Below are 16319 nucleotides of genomic sequence, written 5' to 3' on the forward strand. Positions count from 1 at the left end.
GTAGCCTTGTCCTATGCGCTCGGGTATGCGCTGCTGCGGCAGGTGTCATGGTCGCACTGGGAACTTTTCACCGGCTATCGCCTGTCCGTGCTTCTGCTGGTTCCCTATCGCTACTGGCCAGCGCTGGTGGTCGGCGAATTGGGTCCTGTGGCTTACGCCAGTCTTTCTTGCGTTGAAACCTTCGGCTGGCTCTGGGCCAGCCTCATGCTGGTTCCGCCGATTGCGCTTGCAATGCCTGTGGTCAAGGTGTGCCGTGACCGTTTGAACATCGTTCCGGATCGTGGCCCGGTGCACATGGGTGTCCTACTGGTATGCACATTGGTAGTTTCCGGGCTGTGGACCCTCGCGAACGTCATAGTTCTTCTGACGGCGAACGTTCCTTCTGGTTCTGCGCCCATAAATTATAGTGTGGTGGCTTCAAGGTGGTTCATCGGAAGCTATCTGGGCATTCTGACGCTGGTGCCGCTGGTGCTGATGGTATGGGAGGGGCGACCGAAACGGGCCGAGCTCTGGCTGCATACCGTCGAGAGGGCCCTGCGTGGGCGTTTAGGTGTCGAGACGGCGGCATTCGTGCTGCCCGCGCTGGCGCTGCTCGTATGGATAGCGCTGGATGCCTCCGGCGATGGATCGCGGCAGATGGCGCGAATGCTGATGTTCCTGCCCGTCATCTGGCTCGCGCTGCGCCACGGCCTGCTTGGTGCTGTGGTCGGTGGCGCGATCGCGAGCATCGCGGTGGCGGTGACGATGCCTGGACTCTACGACACGTCGACACTGCAGGCCGAGGTTTTTGTGGCCTTTGCCACCACGTCGATGTTGCTGTTTGGGGACCGGATTGCCCAGCTGCATAGGCAGAAGGGGCAGGGCGCCGGACACGAGGACAAATCCCTCGATCTGGCCCGTCGCATCCAGGCACAGTGCGAAGCGCAGCTGCGCCAGACCTCGCTGGGGATCGAGCAGGCAAGCGAGGCCGTACATGCAACCGACGAACTGTTGTTCGAGCGGCAGCTACGGCCCGCGGCGGATTCCCGTGAACTGCGGCGCCGGGCAACGGCGGCCAGGGAGCAGTTGTTTCAGCTCGCCGATGGCCTGCACCCGGTAGCGCTGCGCGAGCGAGGACTGGTGGCGGCGCTGCGCCACGGCGGCATCGCGCGAACCCTCAACACCCGCCGCATCGGCTATTGGTGCAACACGCGTGGCGGAGTCAATCAGCTGTCCGACACCTTGCAACTGGCGATCCACCGTCTGGTGTGCGAGGGAGTCAGCTATCTGTGTACCACGCACAGCATCGGCGATCTCACAGTTCACCTGCGCAGCGGCCGATCCGCCGGCCGGCGCTGGGCGGTGGTCCGCATCGACGCGCTGTTTTCGACCGATTCGGATCTGAGGGTGCGCGGCAGCTTTCTGCTTCACCGGCTCGCCGCAAGCGGCCTTGGTCTGGACGTGATCAGGGATCGTGCTGCACTCCATGAAGGCAAGGTTCGCGTTCATGCCACCGAGCATGGCGAGTGCATAAGCGTGATGGTGTACGAACCCGACCCCCAGCCGGTGCGTGCGGTGGAACGAGTGGTGCCGGAAAAGCGCACCACTCTTGAGTTGCTCAATTGATGTGAGTAGTGCACTCGACCGGATTGGTGCAGGTGGCAGCCTGGAAAAGCGTCGCGCCGCTGGTTTGGGGCGTGGCCGTGACCTGTACCGATCCGTCCTGATAGAGCGTTACGCCGCTTGTCGTGGACGTCGTGCTGGTGGTACCGGCCTGCGGCGTTTGAAGGTTGTTCGCACTGCGGCCCATCGGCAGCGGCAGGAACGCCCCGTTCGCCGTGGCCACGGCCACCAGGACATTGCCCGCGTAGTCGTTGACCTGGATGTATTTAACACCTGAATTCGTCCAGGTATAGACGTGGTAACCGGGCGCCAGGCTCACGTCGGTCGCATCGGTGGGCCACGCGCTGCCAAGCCCGGCAGTCGGTTGCTGCTGCGCCGCAGCGGGTCCGGCGAGCGTGATGGCCATCAGCCCCACGAGCAACGCCGTTGAAACGGCGAATCCTTTTCGATTCATCTGGGTATCCCCTTCGTTGTGGAGTGTTGCCGGCCGAATGTAGCACTGTTATCGGCCGACAAAACGTGCCGGGCACCATGACTTTAGTCTGTTCGGGTGGGCTCCGCGGCGCAGGCTTGGCGACGCACAAATGAAAAAGCCCACTTGCGAAAGTGGGCTCGGGCATTGCTGTACATGGTGGCCGAGGACGGAATCGAACCGCCGACACGGGGATTTTCAATCCCCTGCTCTACCAACTGAGCTACTCGGCCGGAAACCTTGTGATCATGGGACAACCACGCGGGTTGCCGTCGATGCGTGGAGCCGCGCATTAGACCCAATGCGCGGCGTTTCGTCAAGACTCGGCATCGGGAGCGGTGAAGCCGGAAGCCTTGGCGAAGTCGCCGCCGAACAGGAATTTCTCCATTTCCTCGCCGAGGTATTTGCGTGCTTTCGGGTCTAGCGGGTTGAGCCGGTATTCGTTGATCAGTGTGGTCTGGTGCGCCAGCCATTGTTGCCACGCGGGCTTGGATATCTCGGCATAGATGCGCTGGCCGAGCGGACCGGGCCACGGGGCGAAATCGAGACCCTCGGCGTCGATGCCGAGTTTGGCGCAGTGAATGATGCGGCTCATGGGTTTTCCTCGGATCTTTGTCGGTGCCTGTAGGAGCGCACCTTGTGCGCGATGCTCTTCTTCATCTCTCAAAAAAGCATCGCGCACAAGGTGCGCTCCTACACGATGGTCTGGAGCAGGGTGCGTACGGGGGCCGGCAGTCCCAGCGCGGCCAGCTCGGCGCTGCTGCACCAGCGCAGTTGGGGATTATCGGCGATGCCGCGGTGCGCTGTCGCGCGATCGAACAGCAGCGGCTCGATGTTCAGCCGATAGTGGCTGAATACGTGGGTGAACGGGGTGAGCATTTGCGCGTCGTCGATCTGCGCATGCTGTTGCGCCGTGCGCCACGCGATGTCCGGATTCGCCGCCTCCGGCAGGCTCCACAGACCCGACCACACGCCTTGCGGTCCGCGTCGCTCCAGCAGCACGCGGCCGTGGGCGTCGCGCAGGATCAGCATCAAGGTGGTGCGGCTGGGAATGGATTTGCCGGGTTTGCGGTTGGGCAGCAGTGCGGTGAGATCGTTGCGGTACGCGGTGCAGTCACCGGCCAGCGGGCAGTCTTCGCAGCGCGGGCGCGCGCGCATGCAAAGGGTGGCGCCCAGGTCCATGATCGCCTGAGTGTAGTCGGCGACGCGGCTGGTCGGCGTGTGCGTTTCGGCGTGCAGCCACAGCTGCTTTTCCACTGCGCTTTCACCGGGATGGCCGTGGATGCCGTGATGGCGGGTGAGCACGCGCTTGACGTTGCCGTCGAGGATGGCGAAACGCAGTCCATGCGCCTGCGCCAGGATCGCGCCGGCGGTGGAGCGGCCGATGCCGGGCAGGGCGCGCAGCGCATCGAAGTCGCGCGGCAGTTCGCCGCCATGTTGCTCGACGCAGATCTGCGCGGTGCGATGCAGGAAGCGCGCGCGACGGTAGTAGCCCAGCCCGGACCACAGCGCCAGCACGGTGTCCTCGTCGGCGGCGGCGAGATCGCGCAGCGTCGGCAGCGCGTCGATGAAACGCTGGAAATAGCCGATGACGGTGGCGACCTGGGTCTGCTGCAGCATCACCTCGGACAGCCACACGCGGTAGGCATCGCGCCGGCCGTCGTCGAGCGCCTGCTGCCAAGGCAGATCCTTGCGGCCGTGCCGGTCGAACCAGCGCAGCAGTCGGGAGGACAGGGGCGCGCTCATGGCTTCTTGCTGGCGACGGGTTTCGCCGGTGCGGCGGCGGTGCCGGCGGCTGCGGGCACGCTGTCGCCGGCCTGTACGGTGAGGCCTTCGATGCTGACGCTGCCGGTTTCGATCCTGGCGATTTCCGCATGGCCGTTCATCGGCGGGACGCTCAGTCGCGAGGTGCGTTCGTCACCGAGCTGATTCCACCAGTGCGCCAGCGCCAGCGGCGGCAGGCGCAGGTCGGCATGGTTGTCGGGGCCGTCGAGTTTCAGTGCGAGCAGCAACGGGTTGTTCTGGTCGGCCGGCGTCAACGCCAGCGAAATGTCGTATTGCCCGGCACCGGCCTGGTCGAGTTTGCCGGTGAAGCGGGCGGAGGCATCGGCGGCGCCGTGCCAGTGGGCGTTGCCGGTGAGCGTGAGCGTCATGGCGCTGCCTTGCGACAGGCGCAAGATGATGTTGTCCAGCTGCAGCGTGTTGCCCTCGATGCGGGGCGTCGCCGACAGCCGCAGCTGCAGCGGCGTGTTCGCCGCGGTGGTGGCGGACAGAGCGAGCGGAAACGGCTGGCCGGAAATCAAGCTGCCGGCTTGCAGCGCCACGTTGTCGAGCAGAACCTCATTGCCGCGCACCACGCTGCCGCGCTTGATGCTGATGCCGGTGTCGATTCGCGGGATGTTCGGCGGCACGCTTCCGGGCTGTGCGGGCAGGGCGGCCAGCCATTCCTGCAAGGCATCCAGGTCGACCCTGGGCGAGTCGATCTGCAGTTGCGAGATCACTGTGGGGCCGCCGAACAGCGTACGCCAGGGCAGCGCGAGCCGGCCGCGCGCGGCAAGCAGGATCGGCGCGTTGGCCCCTTCGGCGTTGAGCGTGATGCCGTCGAGATCCAGCGCCGGGCGCGGGAACAAGGTGGGGCTGGCCGGACTGGCCAGATTCAGTTCGAGTCCGGCCGAGCGGGCCTGGCCTTGCAGCATCCGGGTGAAGCGATCCGGCTGCAGCACCAGGTAGACGGCAATCACCGCCACGAGCACCAGCGTCGTCGCGAGGCCGCCCAGTGCCAGCAGGATCAACCGCAGTCCGCGCGACATCGCTCAGCCTCGCCGCTGCGGTTCAGTCATGGCCATGCCCTTCGCCGAGGCTGGCCGGCAGCAGCCCGTCGACAAACGCCTCGGCCTCGAACACGCGCAGGTCGGTGGCGGTTTCGCCCAGGCCGACGTAGCGGATCGGCAGGCCGAACTCGCGCGCCAGGGCGAACACCACGCCGCCTTTGGCGGTGCCGTCGAGCTTGGTCACGACCAGGCCGGTGACGCCGACGATCTGGCGGAACTGGCGCACCTGGCTCACGGCATTCTGGCCGGTGGTACCGTCGATCACCATCAGCACTTCGTGCGGCGCATCGGCGTCGAGCTTCTTCAGCACGCGGGCGATCTTGCCCAGCTCGTCCATCAGGCCGCCCTGGGTGTGCAGGCGGCCGGCGGTATCGGCGATCAGCACGTCGATGCCGCGCGAACGGGCGGCCTGCAAGGCATCGAAGATCACGCTGGCGGCGTCCGCATCCTGGCCCTGCGAGATCACCGGCACCTGGTTGCGTTCGCCCCAGGTTTTCAGCTGCTCGACGGCGGCGGCACGGAAGGTATCGCCCGCGGCCAGCATCACCGCGCGATGCTCGTCACGCCATCTGCGGGCGAGTTTGCCGATGGTCGTGGTCTTGCCGGCGCCGTTGATGCCGACGACGAGTACCACGAACGGTTGCTTCCCTCGCACCTCCAGCGGGTGCGCTACCGGCTTCAACAGCGCGATCAGCGCCTGGCGCAAGGCGGCCAGCAGCGCGTGCGCGTCGGCGAATTCGCGCTTGTGCATGCGCTTGCGCAAGTCTTCGACCAGTTCGCTGCTGGCCTCGACGCCGACGTCGGCGGTAATCAAGGTGGTTTCCAGCTCGTCCAGCAGATCGTCGTCGAGCCTGGGATGGCGCACGAACAGCAAGCTGAGGCCGCGCGCGAAGGCGTTGCCGGACAGCCGTTCGCGCCAGCTGCGCCTGGCCGGCGCCTGCTCAGCGGCGGGAGCGGGTTCGACGGCAGGCGCGACGAAACGTTCGGCTTCGGGCTGGGTTTCGGTCGGCGCGGGGACTTCCGCCAGCGCTTCCTGCAGCAACGGATCGCCGCTTTCCGGCGCGACGGCATCGGCGGGTTTGTCGCTGGGGGGCTGCGCCGGCCCCGTTTCGGTGGGCTTCTTCTTCCAGAACTTGAGCATTGCGGCAGTGATTCAAAGACAATGGGCGGCATGCTAACACCCCAACCTGTACAGCCCGTTGAGAGTCCGACCGCTGAGCGTCCCGCCGCCGGGGACGCCGCGCCTTGAGCGGCGCACGCAAGGCGGCGCCGGGTCGAATCCGCATCATCGGAGGCAGTCTGCGCAATTCGCGGCTGGAGGTACCTGATCTGCCGGGTCTGCGGCCCACCGCCGACCGGGTGCGCGAGACGCTGTTCAACTGGCTGGCGCCGATGATCGACGGCGCACGCTGCCTGGATCTGTGCGCCGGCACCGGCGCGCTGGGCATCGAGGCGTTGTCGCGCGGGGCGGCCAGCGTGCAGTTCGTCGAGCGCGATCCTCGCGCGGCGCAGGCCTTGCGCGACAACCTGGCGCGGCTCAAGGCCACCAACGGCGAGGTGGTGGCGCTCGATGCGGCGCAGTTCCTGCGCGGTGTGCCGCGGGCGCAGGATCTGGTCTTTCTCGATCCGCCGTTTGCGCTGGAGCTGTGGCCGGCGCTGACCCGGCAACTGGAACAGGGCGGCTGGCTTGCCGCGCAGGCCTGGATTTACGTGGAATCGCCGCGTACCACCGTGCCGGCCCTGCCGCCCAACTGGCAACTCTACCGGGACGGCCATGCCGGCGAGGTGCGTTTTGCGCTCTATCGGCGCGCGCTTCCGTTAAGCTAGGGTCAATTTCAGCTGCCGCTTTCGTCTCGTGAACAAGCTCCTTGGCAACCCGCGCCTGGCCGTCTATCCGGGCACCTTCGATCCGATCACCAACGGCCACACCGATCTGGTGGCGCGCGCCGCGCCGCTATTCGACCGCGTCATCGTGGCGGTGGCCGACAGCTCCAGCAAGGGGCCGGGCTTCAGCATCGGCGAGCGGATCACCCTGGCGCGGCTGGCGCTGGCCGACCTGTCGAACGTGGAAGTGCGCGGTTTCGATTGCCTGCTGGCCACCTTCATCGAGGAGGTCGGGGCCGGCGTGATCATCCGCGGCCTGCGCGCGGTGTCCGATTTCGAATACGAATTCCAGCTGGCCAGCATGAACCGGCATCTGATTCCGCGCGCGGAAACACTGTTTCTGACGCCGGCGGAACAATACAGTTTCATTTCCTCGTCGCTGGTGCGCGAGATCGGCCGCCTGGGCGGGGATATTTCCGGTTTTGTGCATCCGGCGGTACAACAGGCCATGCGGCAGCGCTGGCACAAGAGCCGGACCGGCTCCCACAAGCAACCCGAAACAGAAGGTGATAACCATGCGTAAGTTCGCTCTCATCGCTGCCATCGCACTGACCGCCACCCTTGCCTTGAGCGCCTGCGGCAAGCACGAAAACGATCAGGTCGGCCAGCAGCAGGCGCAGCAGGCGCCCAAGCCGACCGATCCCAACGATTCCAAGGGGTGGAATGCCTATCTCGGACAGATCGTGCAGAAGAACCTGCAGGGCATGAGCGCCAACCAGCCCTACGCGTACATGGTGACAGCGGGAACCACCGACGATGCCAAGGCGCAGAACGACCGCCAGCTGCAGAGCGTGCAGGACACCGTGGCGCGTGGCGTCCTGCCGGGCAACCTGCTGGCTTTCGGTGGTCCGAGTTCCGCCACCACGGCCGATCTGGTCATCGCCGCCTTCAAGGATGCCAAGCCCGGTTCGTTCAAGGACGTGATCATCCTGTTCATCGGCGACCAGGCCGACGAACAGCGCGTCACCGATGCGTTGAAGCCGACCGGCGCCACCGTCCGCTTCGTCGTCATGTAAGAAAGCAGGAGTGAGCAGAGAGGAGCGAGCAGGGAGGGGCTGCGTTTTGCCTCTCTCTTTTCTCGCCTCTCTTCCCTCATTTCTGCTCCGATGCCATGTCCCTGAAAATCCTCGATACCTGCGTCAACTGCGACGTCTGCGAGCCAGCTTGTCCGAACAAGGCGATCTCGCTGGGCGAGGAGTTCTACGTGATCGACCCGGCGTTGTGCACCGAGTGCGTCGGTCATCATGACGAACCGCAATGCGTGGTGGTGTGCCCCGTCGAATGCATCATCAGCGATCCCGAACATGTCGAGTCGCCCGGGCAACTCGAACTTAAATACCGCCACCTGATGGCCAAGGAGTCCGCCGCATGAGCTTTCCCCTGAATTGGCGTGTGCTGTCGCTGAGCCTGCTGCTGGTCGGCAGCACGGCATTCGCGGCCGATGGTGCTCCAAAAACGGCGGCGGCAGTTCATTCCGCGACGCTGCAGCCGCGCCCCGGCCACGCGGCGATCGCCAGCGCGAATTTCATTGCCACCAACGCCGGCCTCGAAGTTCTGGCCAAGGGCGGCAACGCATTCGACGCGGCGATCGCGGTGGCCTCGACCTTGTCGGTGGTGGAGCCGGAGAGCTCCGGTATCGGCGGCGGCTTCATGGCCGTGCTGCATCGGGCGAAGGATGGGCACGACATTTTCATCGACGCCCGCGAGACCGCGCCGGCGGCGGTCGACCGCAAGGACTACGTCAATCCGGACGGCAGCCCGAATCGCGATACCGCGCTGAAGGGGCCGCTCTCGGCCGGTATTCCGGGCGAGCCGGCCGGCCTGGTGCTGATCGCCAAGCGCTACGGTCGCCTGTCGCTGCAGCAGTCGCTGGCGCCGGCGATCCGGATCGCCCGCGACGGTTTCAAGCCGGACGCGCGCCTGCGCGGCGCGATCGCGGGGGAGCAGAAGGATCTGCAGCGCTGGCCGGCATCGGTGGCGAAGTACCTGCCGGACGGCAAACCGCCGGCGGAAGGCGCGATCTGGCGCGATCCGGACCAGGCGCGCGCCTGGGAACTGATCGCCGCGCACGGCGACGACGGCTTCTATCGCGGCGAGACGGCGCAGAAGCTGATCGCGGCGGTGCATGCGGCCGGCGGCAACTGGACGCTGGCCGATCTGGCCAATTACCGGGCCAAGGAGCGCACGCCGATCGTGTTGAACTATCGCGGCTACCGCGTCGTCACCGCGCCGCCGCCGTCCTCCGGCGGCGTGGCGATCGCCGAGATCCTCAACATCCTGTCCGGTTTCGATCTGTCGAAGATGGATCAGGCGCATCGCGTGCACACCATCGTGGAGGCGATGCGCCGCGCATTCCGCGACCACAACGATTATCTGGGCGATCCGGATTTCGTGAAGATGCCGCTGGACATGCTGCTGTCGCCGTACTACGCCGACGGCCTGCGCCAGAGCATCCTGCCGGACAAGGCCACGCCGTCGTCGATGCTGCCGCGCGCCGAGGCCAACGAGCCTGGCATGCACACCACCCACTTCTCCATCATCGATGCCGACGGCAACATGGCGGCAGTGACCTCGACGGTGAACTACACGATGGGCTCCACCTTCGTCGCCGAAGGCACCGGCGTGCTGCTCAACGACGAAATGGACGATTTCGCGCTGGTGCCGAACAAGCCGAATGTCTACGGCCTGCTGGGCAGCACGGCGAATGCGCCGGAGCCTGGCAAGCGCATGCTGTCGTCGATGTCGCCCAGCATCGTGATCGGTGCCGACCGCACCGCGGTGATCGGTTCGCCCGGCGGCTCGACCATCATTACCCAGGTGCTCGAAGGCATCCTTCATTTCATCGACGGCGAGAGCGCCCAGCAGATCACCGCGCACAAGCGCTTCCATCATCAGTACATGCCGGACGAGGTGATGGTGGAGGATGGTACATTCGATGCGGCCACCAGCGACGCGCTGACCAGGATGGGCTACACGCTGAAACAGCGCGAGTCGTGGGGCTTCATGAACGTGGTGACCTGGGATCGCAAGACCAACAAACTCGACGCGGCCAGCGATCCGCGCCGGCCATCGGGACTGGGCAAGGTGCAATAGATGCAGCAGGAGTAAAGGCCTCGAAAACCGGCCGTTGCCCGTCATCCCGGCGAACGCCTGGGTGACGATCCAGGATCGCGGGTTTTCGAGGTTCCCAGTCAAGGCCAAACCATGGAATTGTTCTCGATCCTCGGCAACTCGCAGCAACTTGACGGCGGCGCGATGTTCGGGAATGCTCCCAAGGCGCTGTGGTCGCGCTGGATCGCGCCGGACGGGGAGAACCGCATTCCGCTGGCCTGCCGCAGCCTGCTGGTGAAGGATCTCGACGGCAGGAACGTGTTGTTCGAGACCGGCATCGGCGCGTTCTTCGAGCCGGCGCTGCGCGGACGTTATGGCGTGGTCGAGTCGCGCCACGTGCTGCTCGATTCGCTGGCCGAGGTCGGTCTGACCGACGCGGACATCGACGTGGTGGTGCTGTCGCATCTGCATTTCGATCATGCCGGCGGGCTGCTGGCGGCGTGGGAAAAAGATCAACCGCCGCGGCTGCTGTTTCCGAACGCGCGCTTCGTGGTCGGAGCCGACCATTGGCGTCGTGCCTTGCAGCCGCATCCGCGCGATCGCGCCTCGTTCGTGCCCGAACTGCAGCCGCTGCTGCAGGCAAGCGGGCGGCTGGAGCTGGTCGAGGGCGAGTTTTCGCAGACATTGGGCAAGGCGGTCCGCTTCAGTTTTTCGGACGGCCATACGCCGGGCCTGATGCTGGCCGAAGTCGGTGGCGTGGTGTTCTGCGCCGACCTCGTCCCCGGCCGCTTCTGGGTGCATCTGCCGATCACGATGGGCTACGACCGCTGGCCGGAGAAACTCGTCGACGAGAAACGCGTGTTTCTGGAAGACAAGCTGGCGCGCGATGTGCGGCTGTTCTTCACGCACGACCACGATTGCGCACTGGCACGGGTGACCCAAGACGAACGTGGCCGTTTCGGTACCGTCGACGAGCGGCGCGTGCTGCGCGACATGCCGCCGCACACCTGCGGCGGAGCGGCTTGATGGATATGCGCAAGGGCATTGTCGTGCACTCCCTGGTCCTGAACATGGTCGGCGCCTTGCTGGTGCTGGCCGGGGTCGGACTGGCGGCGACGACGGCCCGCGGCCTGCTCAATTATCGGATGGCGGCCAGCCGGCATGGCGGTGAGGTGACCAGCCTGGGCAGCGACATGCTGCCGCAGGCCGGCCAGTACGGTTACATGGTGCGGCTGGTCGGTACGCCGACCGTGGTGGAGGCGCCCCGCGATCCCGAGTTCAACCTGCGGGTGAACACGCCTGTGCTGCTGCGCCATGTGGAAATGTTCCAGTGGCGCGAGGTGCGCATCGGCGACGCAGTGCATTACGAGATGGACTGGGTGGACCGGCCGCTCGATGCCAGTCGCTTCGAGGAGCCGGCCGGCCACGCCAACCCGGCCAGCTTCCCGATCAGCGGCAAGCAGTTCGATGCCGGTCTGGTGCAGATGGGCGGATTCAAGCTGGATCCCGTGCTGTTGCACGCGCTGCCCGGTTCGCAGCAGGTCGCCCCGGACACGAAGTCGCTGCCGGAAAACCTGGCGGCGAGCTTCACGCTCTACCGCAATCATCTGGTGACCAGCGCGCACCCGGACGATCCTCGGCTGGGCGATCTGCGGGTGAGCTGGGATGAGGTGCCGCTGCAGCAGCTGACCATCGTCGGGCGCGTCAGCGGCGACCGGATACTTGCTGCCGCCGATGCCGCCGACGGCAAGGGCTATGACGTGGAGCTGGGCGACGTGCCGCTGCTCGACATGTTTCCGGACCTGCCGGTGCCGCCGGAATTCGTGATGAGCCGGCAGATACTGGCCGTGCTGCTGGCAGCGCTGGGCGCGTTCCTGTTGCTCTGTGCGCAGCATCGCCAGCGTGACGTCCTGCTGGCGCTGGGGCTGGGCGGGCTGGCGGTGGGAATCGTGGCCTGCGTGATGTGGATCGGAGCGGACTGGCCGGCCACCTGCGGCTGGCTTGCGGTCACCCTGATCGGCTTCTCGCTCACCGCCTGGCGGCTGCGCCGCCGCCGCTGAGCGCAACGGCGGCGGATCAGTTGGTCTGCTTTTCGTTTGCCGTGGAGTAGACCTGGTCCGCCCACTGCGTGGCCTCCAGGTAGATGCCGGCCATCCTGCGGATACGCTGCGGCAGCACATGCTCGCTGGTGAGCTCGCCCACTTCCCAGGCGATGATCTGTTCCAGCAACGGGCCGAACGGACCGCCGCGACGGGTCAGCGCATCGCTGATTTCCGGCACCAGGCGCAGATGGGTCAGCAGGAACTCCATCGGCGCGCACATCAAGGTGTCCAGCAGCGAGAACAGGCCCACGGTGAACGCCATTTCCGAATGCCCGTTGGGCATGCCGCCGGCCAGTTTCTCGCACATGTGCGCGCGGATCAGCGCGGCGCGCAGCAGCTCCGGCGGTCGATCATCCATGCTGCACATCGCCATCGTGTCGATCCAGTTGCGCATGCGCGTGACGCCGAAGAAGATCGCTGCCTGCTGCACCGACTTCAGTTGTCGCGGCAAGGCGAAGTAGGCCGAGTTGACGCAGCTGAGCAGCTTGTAGCTGAGCACCGCATCGTCGCGGATGATGTTGCCCAGCTCGACCGGCCCGGGGTTGCTTTCCTGCAGTACGCGCATCAGCCGCAGCATGCTCAGTCGGTTGGCGGTGAGCACGGGTACGGCCACCGGTTGCGGGATCAGAAGATAGCGTCCCTGGATCGCCTGCAGCGGCAGTTCGAGGCAGCGCTCGTAGGTTTGATGATCGTTGACCTGGCCCGCGATGACGCGAATGCCGCGCGTGTGCAGATATTCGGCGCGCTCTTTCATGGTTTCCATGCTCATGCGGCCGGCGTCCAGCCGCACCATCTGCACCATCTGCAGCAGAGTCTGCAGCGGCAGGCTGCTTTCCAGGTCGACATCGTTGGCGTCGAGCATGAACTGGCAGCCGCGCTCCGCCATCTGCTGCAGACGTTTCATCAACGGCGCGTCGGTGGCGACGCCTGGCTGCAGTACGACACCCAGCCGCGGCTGATGCAGCAATACGTCGGAGTCTTCCGGCAGCAATTCGGCGGGCATGTTGAGGAAAGCACGGTTGCCGCGTACCAGCCGGGTCAGTGCGCCGTCGGTGATGGTCGACAGCACGCTTTCCAGCAGGTGCTGCTCGTCACCGGGTTCGCGATGAAAGACGATCTCGTAAGCGAATAGCTGGCGTTCGCGATCGAGCATCGGCACGCGCAATACCGGCAGCGGAATCGATATCGACATGAGCGCTCCATGGTTGCCTTGTGCACCGGCTTTGGGGGAGACAGCGGGGGAAACGGCAGGGGAGGCGTGGATATTGCTCATGATCAGTCATCGCGATTAACGCAAGAGCAAGCCGGAGGCCGCCTCGCAGTCAGTGGGAGGACCGTCTGCTCGGGCAGGCGGGGGTGCCGTCTTGTGTCATCGATGTCATGCCGCCGCCAGCACCTGCGAACGCAAGCTGGCATGCAGCTCGCCGGAGCGGCCGTACAGTTCGCCTTCGCCCGCATGTCCGGTCAGCACCGCCAGCGCCTGCCGCACCTGGCTCAGGCGCTGGTTGACCGCGCTGCCGTTGCGCTGGTTGAGCAGGTGGCTGTGGCGCAGCGACTGAACGATCCGGGCCCAGACGGGCTCCAGTGCGTCGGCCAGGGCAGGCTGTTCGCGCGAGAGCAGGCGACGCTCGGCATCGAGCTGCTCCAGTTGCTGCATCAGCGCCTGCTTGCGCGCACCGGCGTGATCCAGTGCCTCGCTATTGGCGGTGTCCAGTGCCGTACGCTCGGCTCCGAGCACTTGCACGAGTTGATCGACGGCCTGCTGCATGTCGCCCAGAACGGCCCCGAGCGCATCGTTCAGTTCATTCTGCAGCGGGATATTCATGGCTTGCTTACGCCGCCGAGCTGCTGCTCCAGTGCAAGCATGCGATCGGCGATGCGTCCGGCGTCGATCTTGTAGCTGCCGTCGGCCAGCGCCTTGCGCACCTGTTCCACCCGCTGCGGGTCGATCGAGGCCGTGTCCCCTGGACGCGCGGCCTCCTGCAGGGCCAGCGCCGAATCAGTCAGCTTGAGCTGATCGTCGGACGTCGCCGCGGCGGCAGTGGAGCCCGTTGCAGTGGCCGCTGTCGCCGCCGAGCCGGTGCCCGTGCTGTTGCTGGCTTGTGGAAACTTCGGCAAGCCGTTGTTGGAAATGGTCGTATTCATGGGTCCGTTCTCGCTGGGTGTCGCCCTGTAATTGTCAGATCGGCAGGTTTCGCAGAAACTTTAGAGGCAAACAGTAAAGACTAATGCAGCGGCCTTCGATTCGCCGGTTCACGGCAGCGCGATCACCACGCCGGGTGCGCTGACCATCGCGTCGACCACCTTGCCCGAGCTCTCGTTGCGCACCCGCAGGCGGGCGCCGTTGTCGCCGCTGCCCAGCGCCACGCCGCTGGCGCGTACCTCGATGTCGTCCAGCCGTGCCACCATTTCCACATGGTCGCCGGCGCGCACCATGCGCCGGCCACCCAGCATGCCGGGATTGAGCACGCTGCCGCTGGTCACGTCACGGGCCAGCGACCGGCCCCCGGCCTGGCCCAGGTTCTCGATGTAGCCGTAGCCCAGCCGGGTGACGTCGCGCTCCTCGACATGCACGTCCCCGGCGCTGACGCCGTCGCCGCGCAGCAATGGCCGGCTGGTCACCAGCACATGGCGGAACGACTTCACCTGCAGCGGCACGCGGACGGTCCAGCCGTCGTCCTGCAGGCACTGCACCGGCACGGTCATGCGCGACGCCAGCCGGGCATCGGGGGCGACCACGGCATGCAAGGGCTGCATGCACTGGGCCAGTTGCCGGCGCAGGTCGAGCGAGCCGGCAGTGACTTCGATGCGGCTGCCGGGCATGGCGTATTGCCGACGCAGGGCCTGGGCGGCCGTTGCCTGCACGCTGTCCAGCGACTGGATCGCGCTTGCGCCGGCGGTCGCGCCGCCGCCGCAGAGTGCGCCTAGCCAGAGCAAGGCGATTCCCAGGCCAGTGGTGCGGGATCGCCAGGTTCTCACGCGTCCGCCAGCAAGGCGCCGAGCTGCCCGAGCAGGTCTTCGCGGCCGGCTTCGAGCTGCTGCGAGAGCGCCGCGGCCTGATCGAGCTGGCCGTCGCACAGCAACGTGACAAAGCGGCCGCCGCGTTCGCTCAGTTGCGCACCGGCATCGGTGATGCCGCTGATGTCGCGTTCGTTCTGATGCAGCGCGGCCAGCCGGCCGATGCTGCGGCTGATCGTATGTGTGTCGAACCAGCGCCGGTCCAGTGCGCCGGGTTCCAGCAAGGCCAGTTCCATCGCCTGGCGAAGATTCAGCGCGCCCTCCCGCACGGTCAGGCTGAGGCTGGCCGGATCGTTGCCGCTCACCCCCTCAAGCCAGTCCAGTCCCAGCCGGTGCGCCAGCAACGCAGCGCGGTGGAGCGATTCGGCCTGGCGGCGAGCCTCGACGCCGCGGCGTTGCAGTGCGCCCAGCGCCGCCTGCGCCGCGGTGGCGCGGGCGTGCTGGATGTCGTGGGTCTGCTGCAGCTTGTCGATGCGCTCGCTGGCAGTGCGCAGCGCATTGCTGCCTTCGCCCAGGGTGGTGCCGGACTGGCCCACCCCGGTCTGCGCACGTTCGAGTTGCTGCAGTCCGTGCCGCACATCGCCGTCGAGTTGCAGCGAGAAGTCGCCGATCGAGCCGGTGACGGTTTCTATTTCGGTCGTGGTAAGCGCGGTCCTTTCGGCCAGCTGCTTGACCTCGTCGGCGACCACCGCGAAGCCGCGGCCTGCTTCGCCGGCGCGCGCCGCTTCGATCGCCGCGTTCAATGCCACCAGATTGGTCTGGTGGGCGATCTCCTGCACCGTGCCGGTGAGCTTGCGGATCTGGGCGACCTGTTCGGCCAGCTTGCTCTGCTTGCGGTTCATCGACGACAGCGTGCTGCGCAGCAGCCGCAGCTGGCCATCGAGTTCGCTGACGGTACCTGCGCCGGCCAGTCCGGCCTGGCTGGCCTGCTTCAGTTCGGCGCCCACGTCGTGCAAGGCCGTCGAGATACCGGCGCTGCCATCCGTCAAACGATCGACACTGACACGGCTGTCGCCGGCGGCCTTGTCCAGTGCGGTCTGCTCGCGCGACAACTGCTGTACGGCACCGAGCACCAGACTCTGCTGTTCCACCGTCTGCAACGCCACCGAGGCCGGTGGCCGGCTGGCGACACGGGCAAGCAGGGGTGCCAGTGCCAGCGCCGCGCGCGGATACCTGCGTCGCAACACGGCGACCTGCGCGTCGTTGCCGCTGATGGCGGCCTCGACCAGAGCGACGATATGCTGATTCCAGATCAAGCTCATGGGGCGGGCATCACCTCTGTGGAGTGCGGGAGCGCAACAGCTGCATCGTCAAAACCTTCCGAAACTTGAGAAAGCAAGTCGCATGCCAGCATCGTTC

At 66.2% G+C, this 16319-nt stretch carries 18 protein-coding genes and 1 tRNA gene; 8 read left to right on the plus strand and 11 right to left on the minus strand.

The genetic code is table 11. The features are described from left to right. The first annotated feature begins 6 nt into the window (after positions 1 to 6). Positions 7 to 1605 (plus strand): MASE1 domain-containing protein, encoded by a 1599-nt coding sequence (locus tag ACFPPB_RS03765; RefSeq protein WP_377324559.1) that lies wholly within the window; start codon positions 7 to 9, stop codon positions 1603 to 1605. On the opposite strand, the gene ACFPPB_RS03770 is transcribed toward ACFPPB_RS03765, so the two are convergent. The 6 genes from ACFPPB_RS03770 to ftsY all read right to left on the minus strand — a co-directional run bounded on the left by ACFPPB_RS03770 (position 1598) and on the right by ftsY (position 6046). Further along, positions 1598 to 2056 carry a hypothetical protein gene (locus tag ACFPPB_RS03770; RefSeq protein WP_377324561.1) on the minus strand — a complete coding sequence of 153 codons (459 nt, stop codon included), beginning with the start codon at positions 2054 to 2056 and terminating at the stop codon, positions 1598 to 1600. The genes ACFPPB_RS03765 and ACFPPB_RS03770 overlap by 8 nt on opposite strands. A 175-nt stretch (positions 2057 to 2231) precedes the next feature. Further along, positions 2232 to 2307: transfer RNA gene (locus tag ACFPPB_RS03775), tRNA-Phe, on the minus strand. 83 nt (positions 2308 to 2390) lie between these two features. Then, positions 2391 to 2669: an oxidative damage protection protein gene (locus tag ACFPPB_RS03780; RefSeq protein WP_377324563.1), complete on the minus strand. Its 279-nt coding sequence runs from the start codon at positions 2667 to 2669 to the stop codon at positions 2391 to 2393. A gap of 98 nt (positions 2670 to 2767) precedes the next feature. Continuing rightward, on the minus strand, positions 2768 to 3820 hold the full coding sequence (mutY, locus tag ACFPPB_RS03785) for an A/G-specific adenine glycosylase (RefSeq protein WP_377324565.1): 1053 nt from the start codon (positions 3818 to 3820) through the stop codon (positions 2768 to 2770). After that, positions 3817 to 4884 carry an AsmA family protein gene (locus ACFPPB_RS03790; protein ID WP_377324567.1) on the minus strand — a complete coding sequence of 356 codons (1068 nt, stop codon included), beginning with the start codon at positions 4882 to 4884 and terminating at the stop codon, positions 3817 to 3819. The genes mutY and ACFPPB_RS03790 overlap by 4 nt, the downstream gene beginning before the upstream one ends. A 22-nt stretch (positions 4885 to 4906) precedes the next feature. Then, positions 4907 to 6046 carry a signal recognition particle-docking protein FtsY gene (ftsY, locus tag ACFPPB_RS03795; RefSeq protein ID WP_377324569.1) on the minus strand — a complete coding sequence of 380 codons (1140 nt, stop codon included), beginning with the start codon at positions 6044 to 6046 and terminating at the stop codon, positions 4907 to 4909. A gap of 104 nt (positions 6047 to 6150) precedes the next feature. Between ftsY and rsmD the strand changes: the two genes are divergently transcribed. The 7 genes from rsmD to ACFPPB_RS03830 all read left to right on the plus strand — a co-directional run bounded on the left by rsmD (position 6151) and on the right by ACFPPB_RS03830 (position 11900). Then, positions 6151 to 6732 carry a 16S rRNA (guanine(966)-N(2))-methyltransferase RsmD gene (gene rsmD / locus ACFPPB_RS03800; protein WP_377324571.1) on the plus strand — a complete coding sequence of 194 codons (582 nt, stop codon included), beginning with the start codon at positions 6151 to 6153 and terminating at the stop codon, positions 6730 to 6732. 28 nt (positions 6733 to 6760) lie between these two features. Further along, positions 6761 to 7312, plus strand: coding sequence for a pantetheine-phosphate adenylyltransferase (gene coaD, locus ACFPPB_RS03805; RefSeq protein WP_377324573.1), 552 nt, complete (start codon positions 6761 to 6763; stop codon positions 7310 to 7312). After that, positions 7305 to 7805 carry a hypothetical protein gene (locus ACFPPB_RS03810; RefSeq protein ID WP_377324575.1) on the plus strand — a complete coding sequence of 167 codons (501 nt, stop codon included), beginning with the start codon at positions 7305 to 7307 and terminating at the stop codon, positions 7803 to 7805. The genes coaD and ACFPPB_RS03810 overlap by 8 nt, the downstream gene beginning before the upstream one ends. A 95-nt stretch (positions 7806 to 7900) precedes the next feature. Continuing rightward, positions 7901 to 8161 (plus strand): YfhL family 4Fe-4S dicluster ferredoxin, encoded by a 261-nt coding sequence (locus ACFPPB_RS03815; protein ID WP_377324577.1) that lies wholly within the window; start codon positions 7901 to 7903, stop codon positions 8159 to 8161. Further along, a complete protein-coding gene (ggt, locus tag ACFPPB_RS03820; protein ID WP_377324579.1) occupies positions 8158 to 9882 on the plus strand; it encodes a gamma-glutamyltransferase in 1725 nt (574 codons plus the stop codon). Before ACFPPB_RS03815 ends, ggt begins: the two co-directional genes overlap by 4 nt. Before the next feature lie 111 nt (positions 9883 to 9993). After that, on the plus strand, positions 9994 to 10866 hold the full coding sequence (locus ACFPPB_RS03825) for an MBL fold metallo-hydrolase (protein ID WP_377324581.1): 873 nt from the start codon (positions 9994 to 9996) through the stop codon (positions 10864 to 10866). Beyond that, on the plus strand, positions 10866 to 11900 hold the full coding sequence (locus tag ACFPPB_RS03830; RefSeq protein WP_377324583.1) for a TMEM43 family protein: 1035 nt from the start codon (positions 10866 to 10868) through the stop codon (positions 11898 to 11900). Before ACFPPB_RS03825 ends, ACFPPB_RS03830 begins: the two co-directional genes overlap by 1 nt. A 16-nt stretch (positions 11901 to 11916) precedes the next feature. Here the strand turns inward: ACFPPB_RS03830 and ACFPPB_RS03835 are convergent, their stop codons facing one another. From ACFPPB_RS03835 to ACFPPB_RS03855, 5 genes are all read right to left on the minus strand, one after another. Beyond that, a complete protein-coding gene (locus tag ACFPPB_RS03835; protein WP_377324585.1) occupies positions 11917 to 13134 on the minus strand; it encodes an EAL and HDOD domain-containing protein in 1218 nt (405 codons plus the stop codon). 186 nt (positions 13135 to 13320) lie between these two features. After that, complete coding sequence (locus ACFPPB_RS03840) at positions 13321 to 13767, minus strand: flagella synthesis protein FlgN (RefSeq protein WP_377324587.1); 447 nt, start codon at positions 13765 to 13767, stop codon at positions 13321 to 13323. Further along, the gene (gene flgM, locus ACFPPB_RS03845; protein ID WP_377324589.1) at positions 13764 to 14087 is read right to left on the minus strand and encodes a flagellar biosynthesis anti-sigma factor FlgM; all 324 of its coding nucleotides are present in this window, start codon (positions 14085 to 14087) and stop codon (positions 13764 to 13766) included. The genes ACFPPB_RS03840 and flgM overlap by 4 nt, the downstream gene beginning before the upstream one ends. Before the next feature lie 108 nt (positions 14088 to 14195). Then, the gene (gene flgA / locus ACFPPB_RS03850) at positions 14196 to 14879 is read right to left on the minus strand and encodes a flagellar basal body P-ring formation chaperone FlgA (RefSeq protein WP_377324590.1); all 684 of its coding nucleotides are present in this window, start codon (positions 14877 to 14879) and stop codon (positions 14196 to 14198) included. A 38-nt stretch (positions 14880 to 14917) separates the two neighbouring features. Then, positions 14918 to 16222 carry a methyl-accepting chemotaxis protein gene (locus tag ACFPPB_RS03855; protein WP_377324592.1) on the minus strand — a complete coding sequence of 435 codons (1305 nt, stop codon included), beginning with the start codon at positions 16220 to 16222 and terminating at the stop codon, positions 14918 to 14920. Positions 16223 to 16319 lie beyond the last annotated feature (97 nt).

This window comes from Rhodanobacter terrae, from assembly GCF_042657005.1.
GTDB lineage: Bacteria > Pseudomonadota > Gammaproteobacteria > Xanthomonadales > Rhodanobacteraceae > Rhodanobacter > Rhodanobacter terrae.

Coding starts and splice junctions, on each gene's coding strand:
- ACFPPB_RS03770 (WP_377324561.1), bottom strand. CDS start 2,056: ATGAATCGAAAAGGATTCGCCGTTTCAACGGCGTTGCTCGTGGGGCTG.
- ACFPPB_RS03780 (WP_377324563.1), bottom strand. CDS start 2,669: ATGAGCCGCATCATTCACTGCGCCAAACTCGGCATCGACGCCGAGGGT.
- mutY (WP_377324565.1), bottom strand. CDS start 3,820: ATGAGCGCGCCCCTGTCCTCCCGACTGCTGCGCTGGTTCGACCGGCAC.
- ACFPPB_RS03790 (WP_377324567.1), bottom strand. CDS start 4,884: ATGTCGCGCGGACTGCGGTTGATCCTGCTGGCACTGGGCGGCCTCGCG.
- ftsY (WP_377324569.1), bottom strand. CDS start 6,046: ATGCTCAAGTTCTGGAAGAAGAAGCCCACCGAAACGGGGCCGGCGCAG.
- ACFPPB_RS03810 (WP_377324575.1), top strand. CDS start 7,305: ATGCGTAAGTTCGCTCTCATCGCTGCCATCGCACTGACCGCCACCCTT.
- ACFPPB_RS03815 (WP_377324577.1), top strand. CDS start 7,901: ATGTCCCTGAAAATCCTCGATACCTGCGTCAACTGCGACGTCTGCGAG.
- ggt (WP_377324579.1), top strand. CDS start 8,158: ATGAGCTTTCCCCTGAATTGGCGTGTGCTGTCGCTGAGCCTGCTGCTG.
- ACFPPB_RS03825 (WP_377324581.1), top strand. CDS start 9,994: ATGGAATTGTTCTCGATCCTCGGCAACTCGCAGCAACTTGACGGCGGC.
- ACFPPB_RS03830 (WP_377324583.1), top strand. CDS start 10,866: ATGGATATGCGCAAGGGCATTGTCGTGCACTCCCTGGTCCTGAACATG.
- ACFPPB_RS03835 (WP_377324585.1), bottom strand. CDS start 13,134: ATGTCGATATCGATTCCGCTGCCGGTATTGCGCGTGCCGATGCTCGAT.
- ACFPPB_RS03840 (WP_377324587.1), bottom strand. CDS start 13,767: ATGAATATCCCGCTGCAGAATGAACTGAACGATGCGCTCGGGGCCGTT.
- flgM (WP_377324589.1), bottom strand. CDS start 14,087: ATGAATACGACCATTTCCAACAACGGCTTGCCGAAGTTTCCACAAGCC.
- ACFPPB_RS03855 (WP_377324592.1), bottom strand. CDS start 16,222: ATGAGCTTGATCTGGAATCAGCATATCGTCGCTCTGGTCGAGGCCGCC.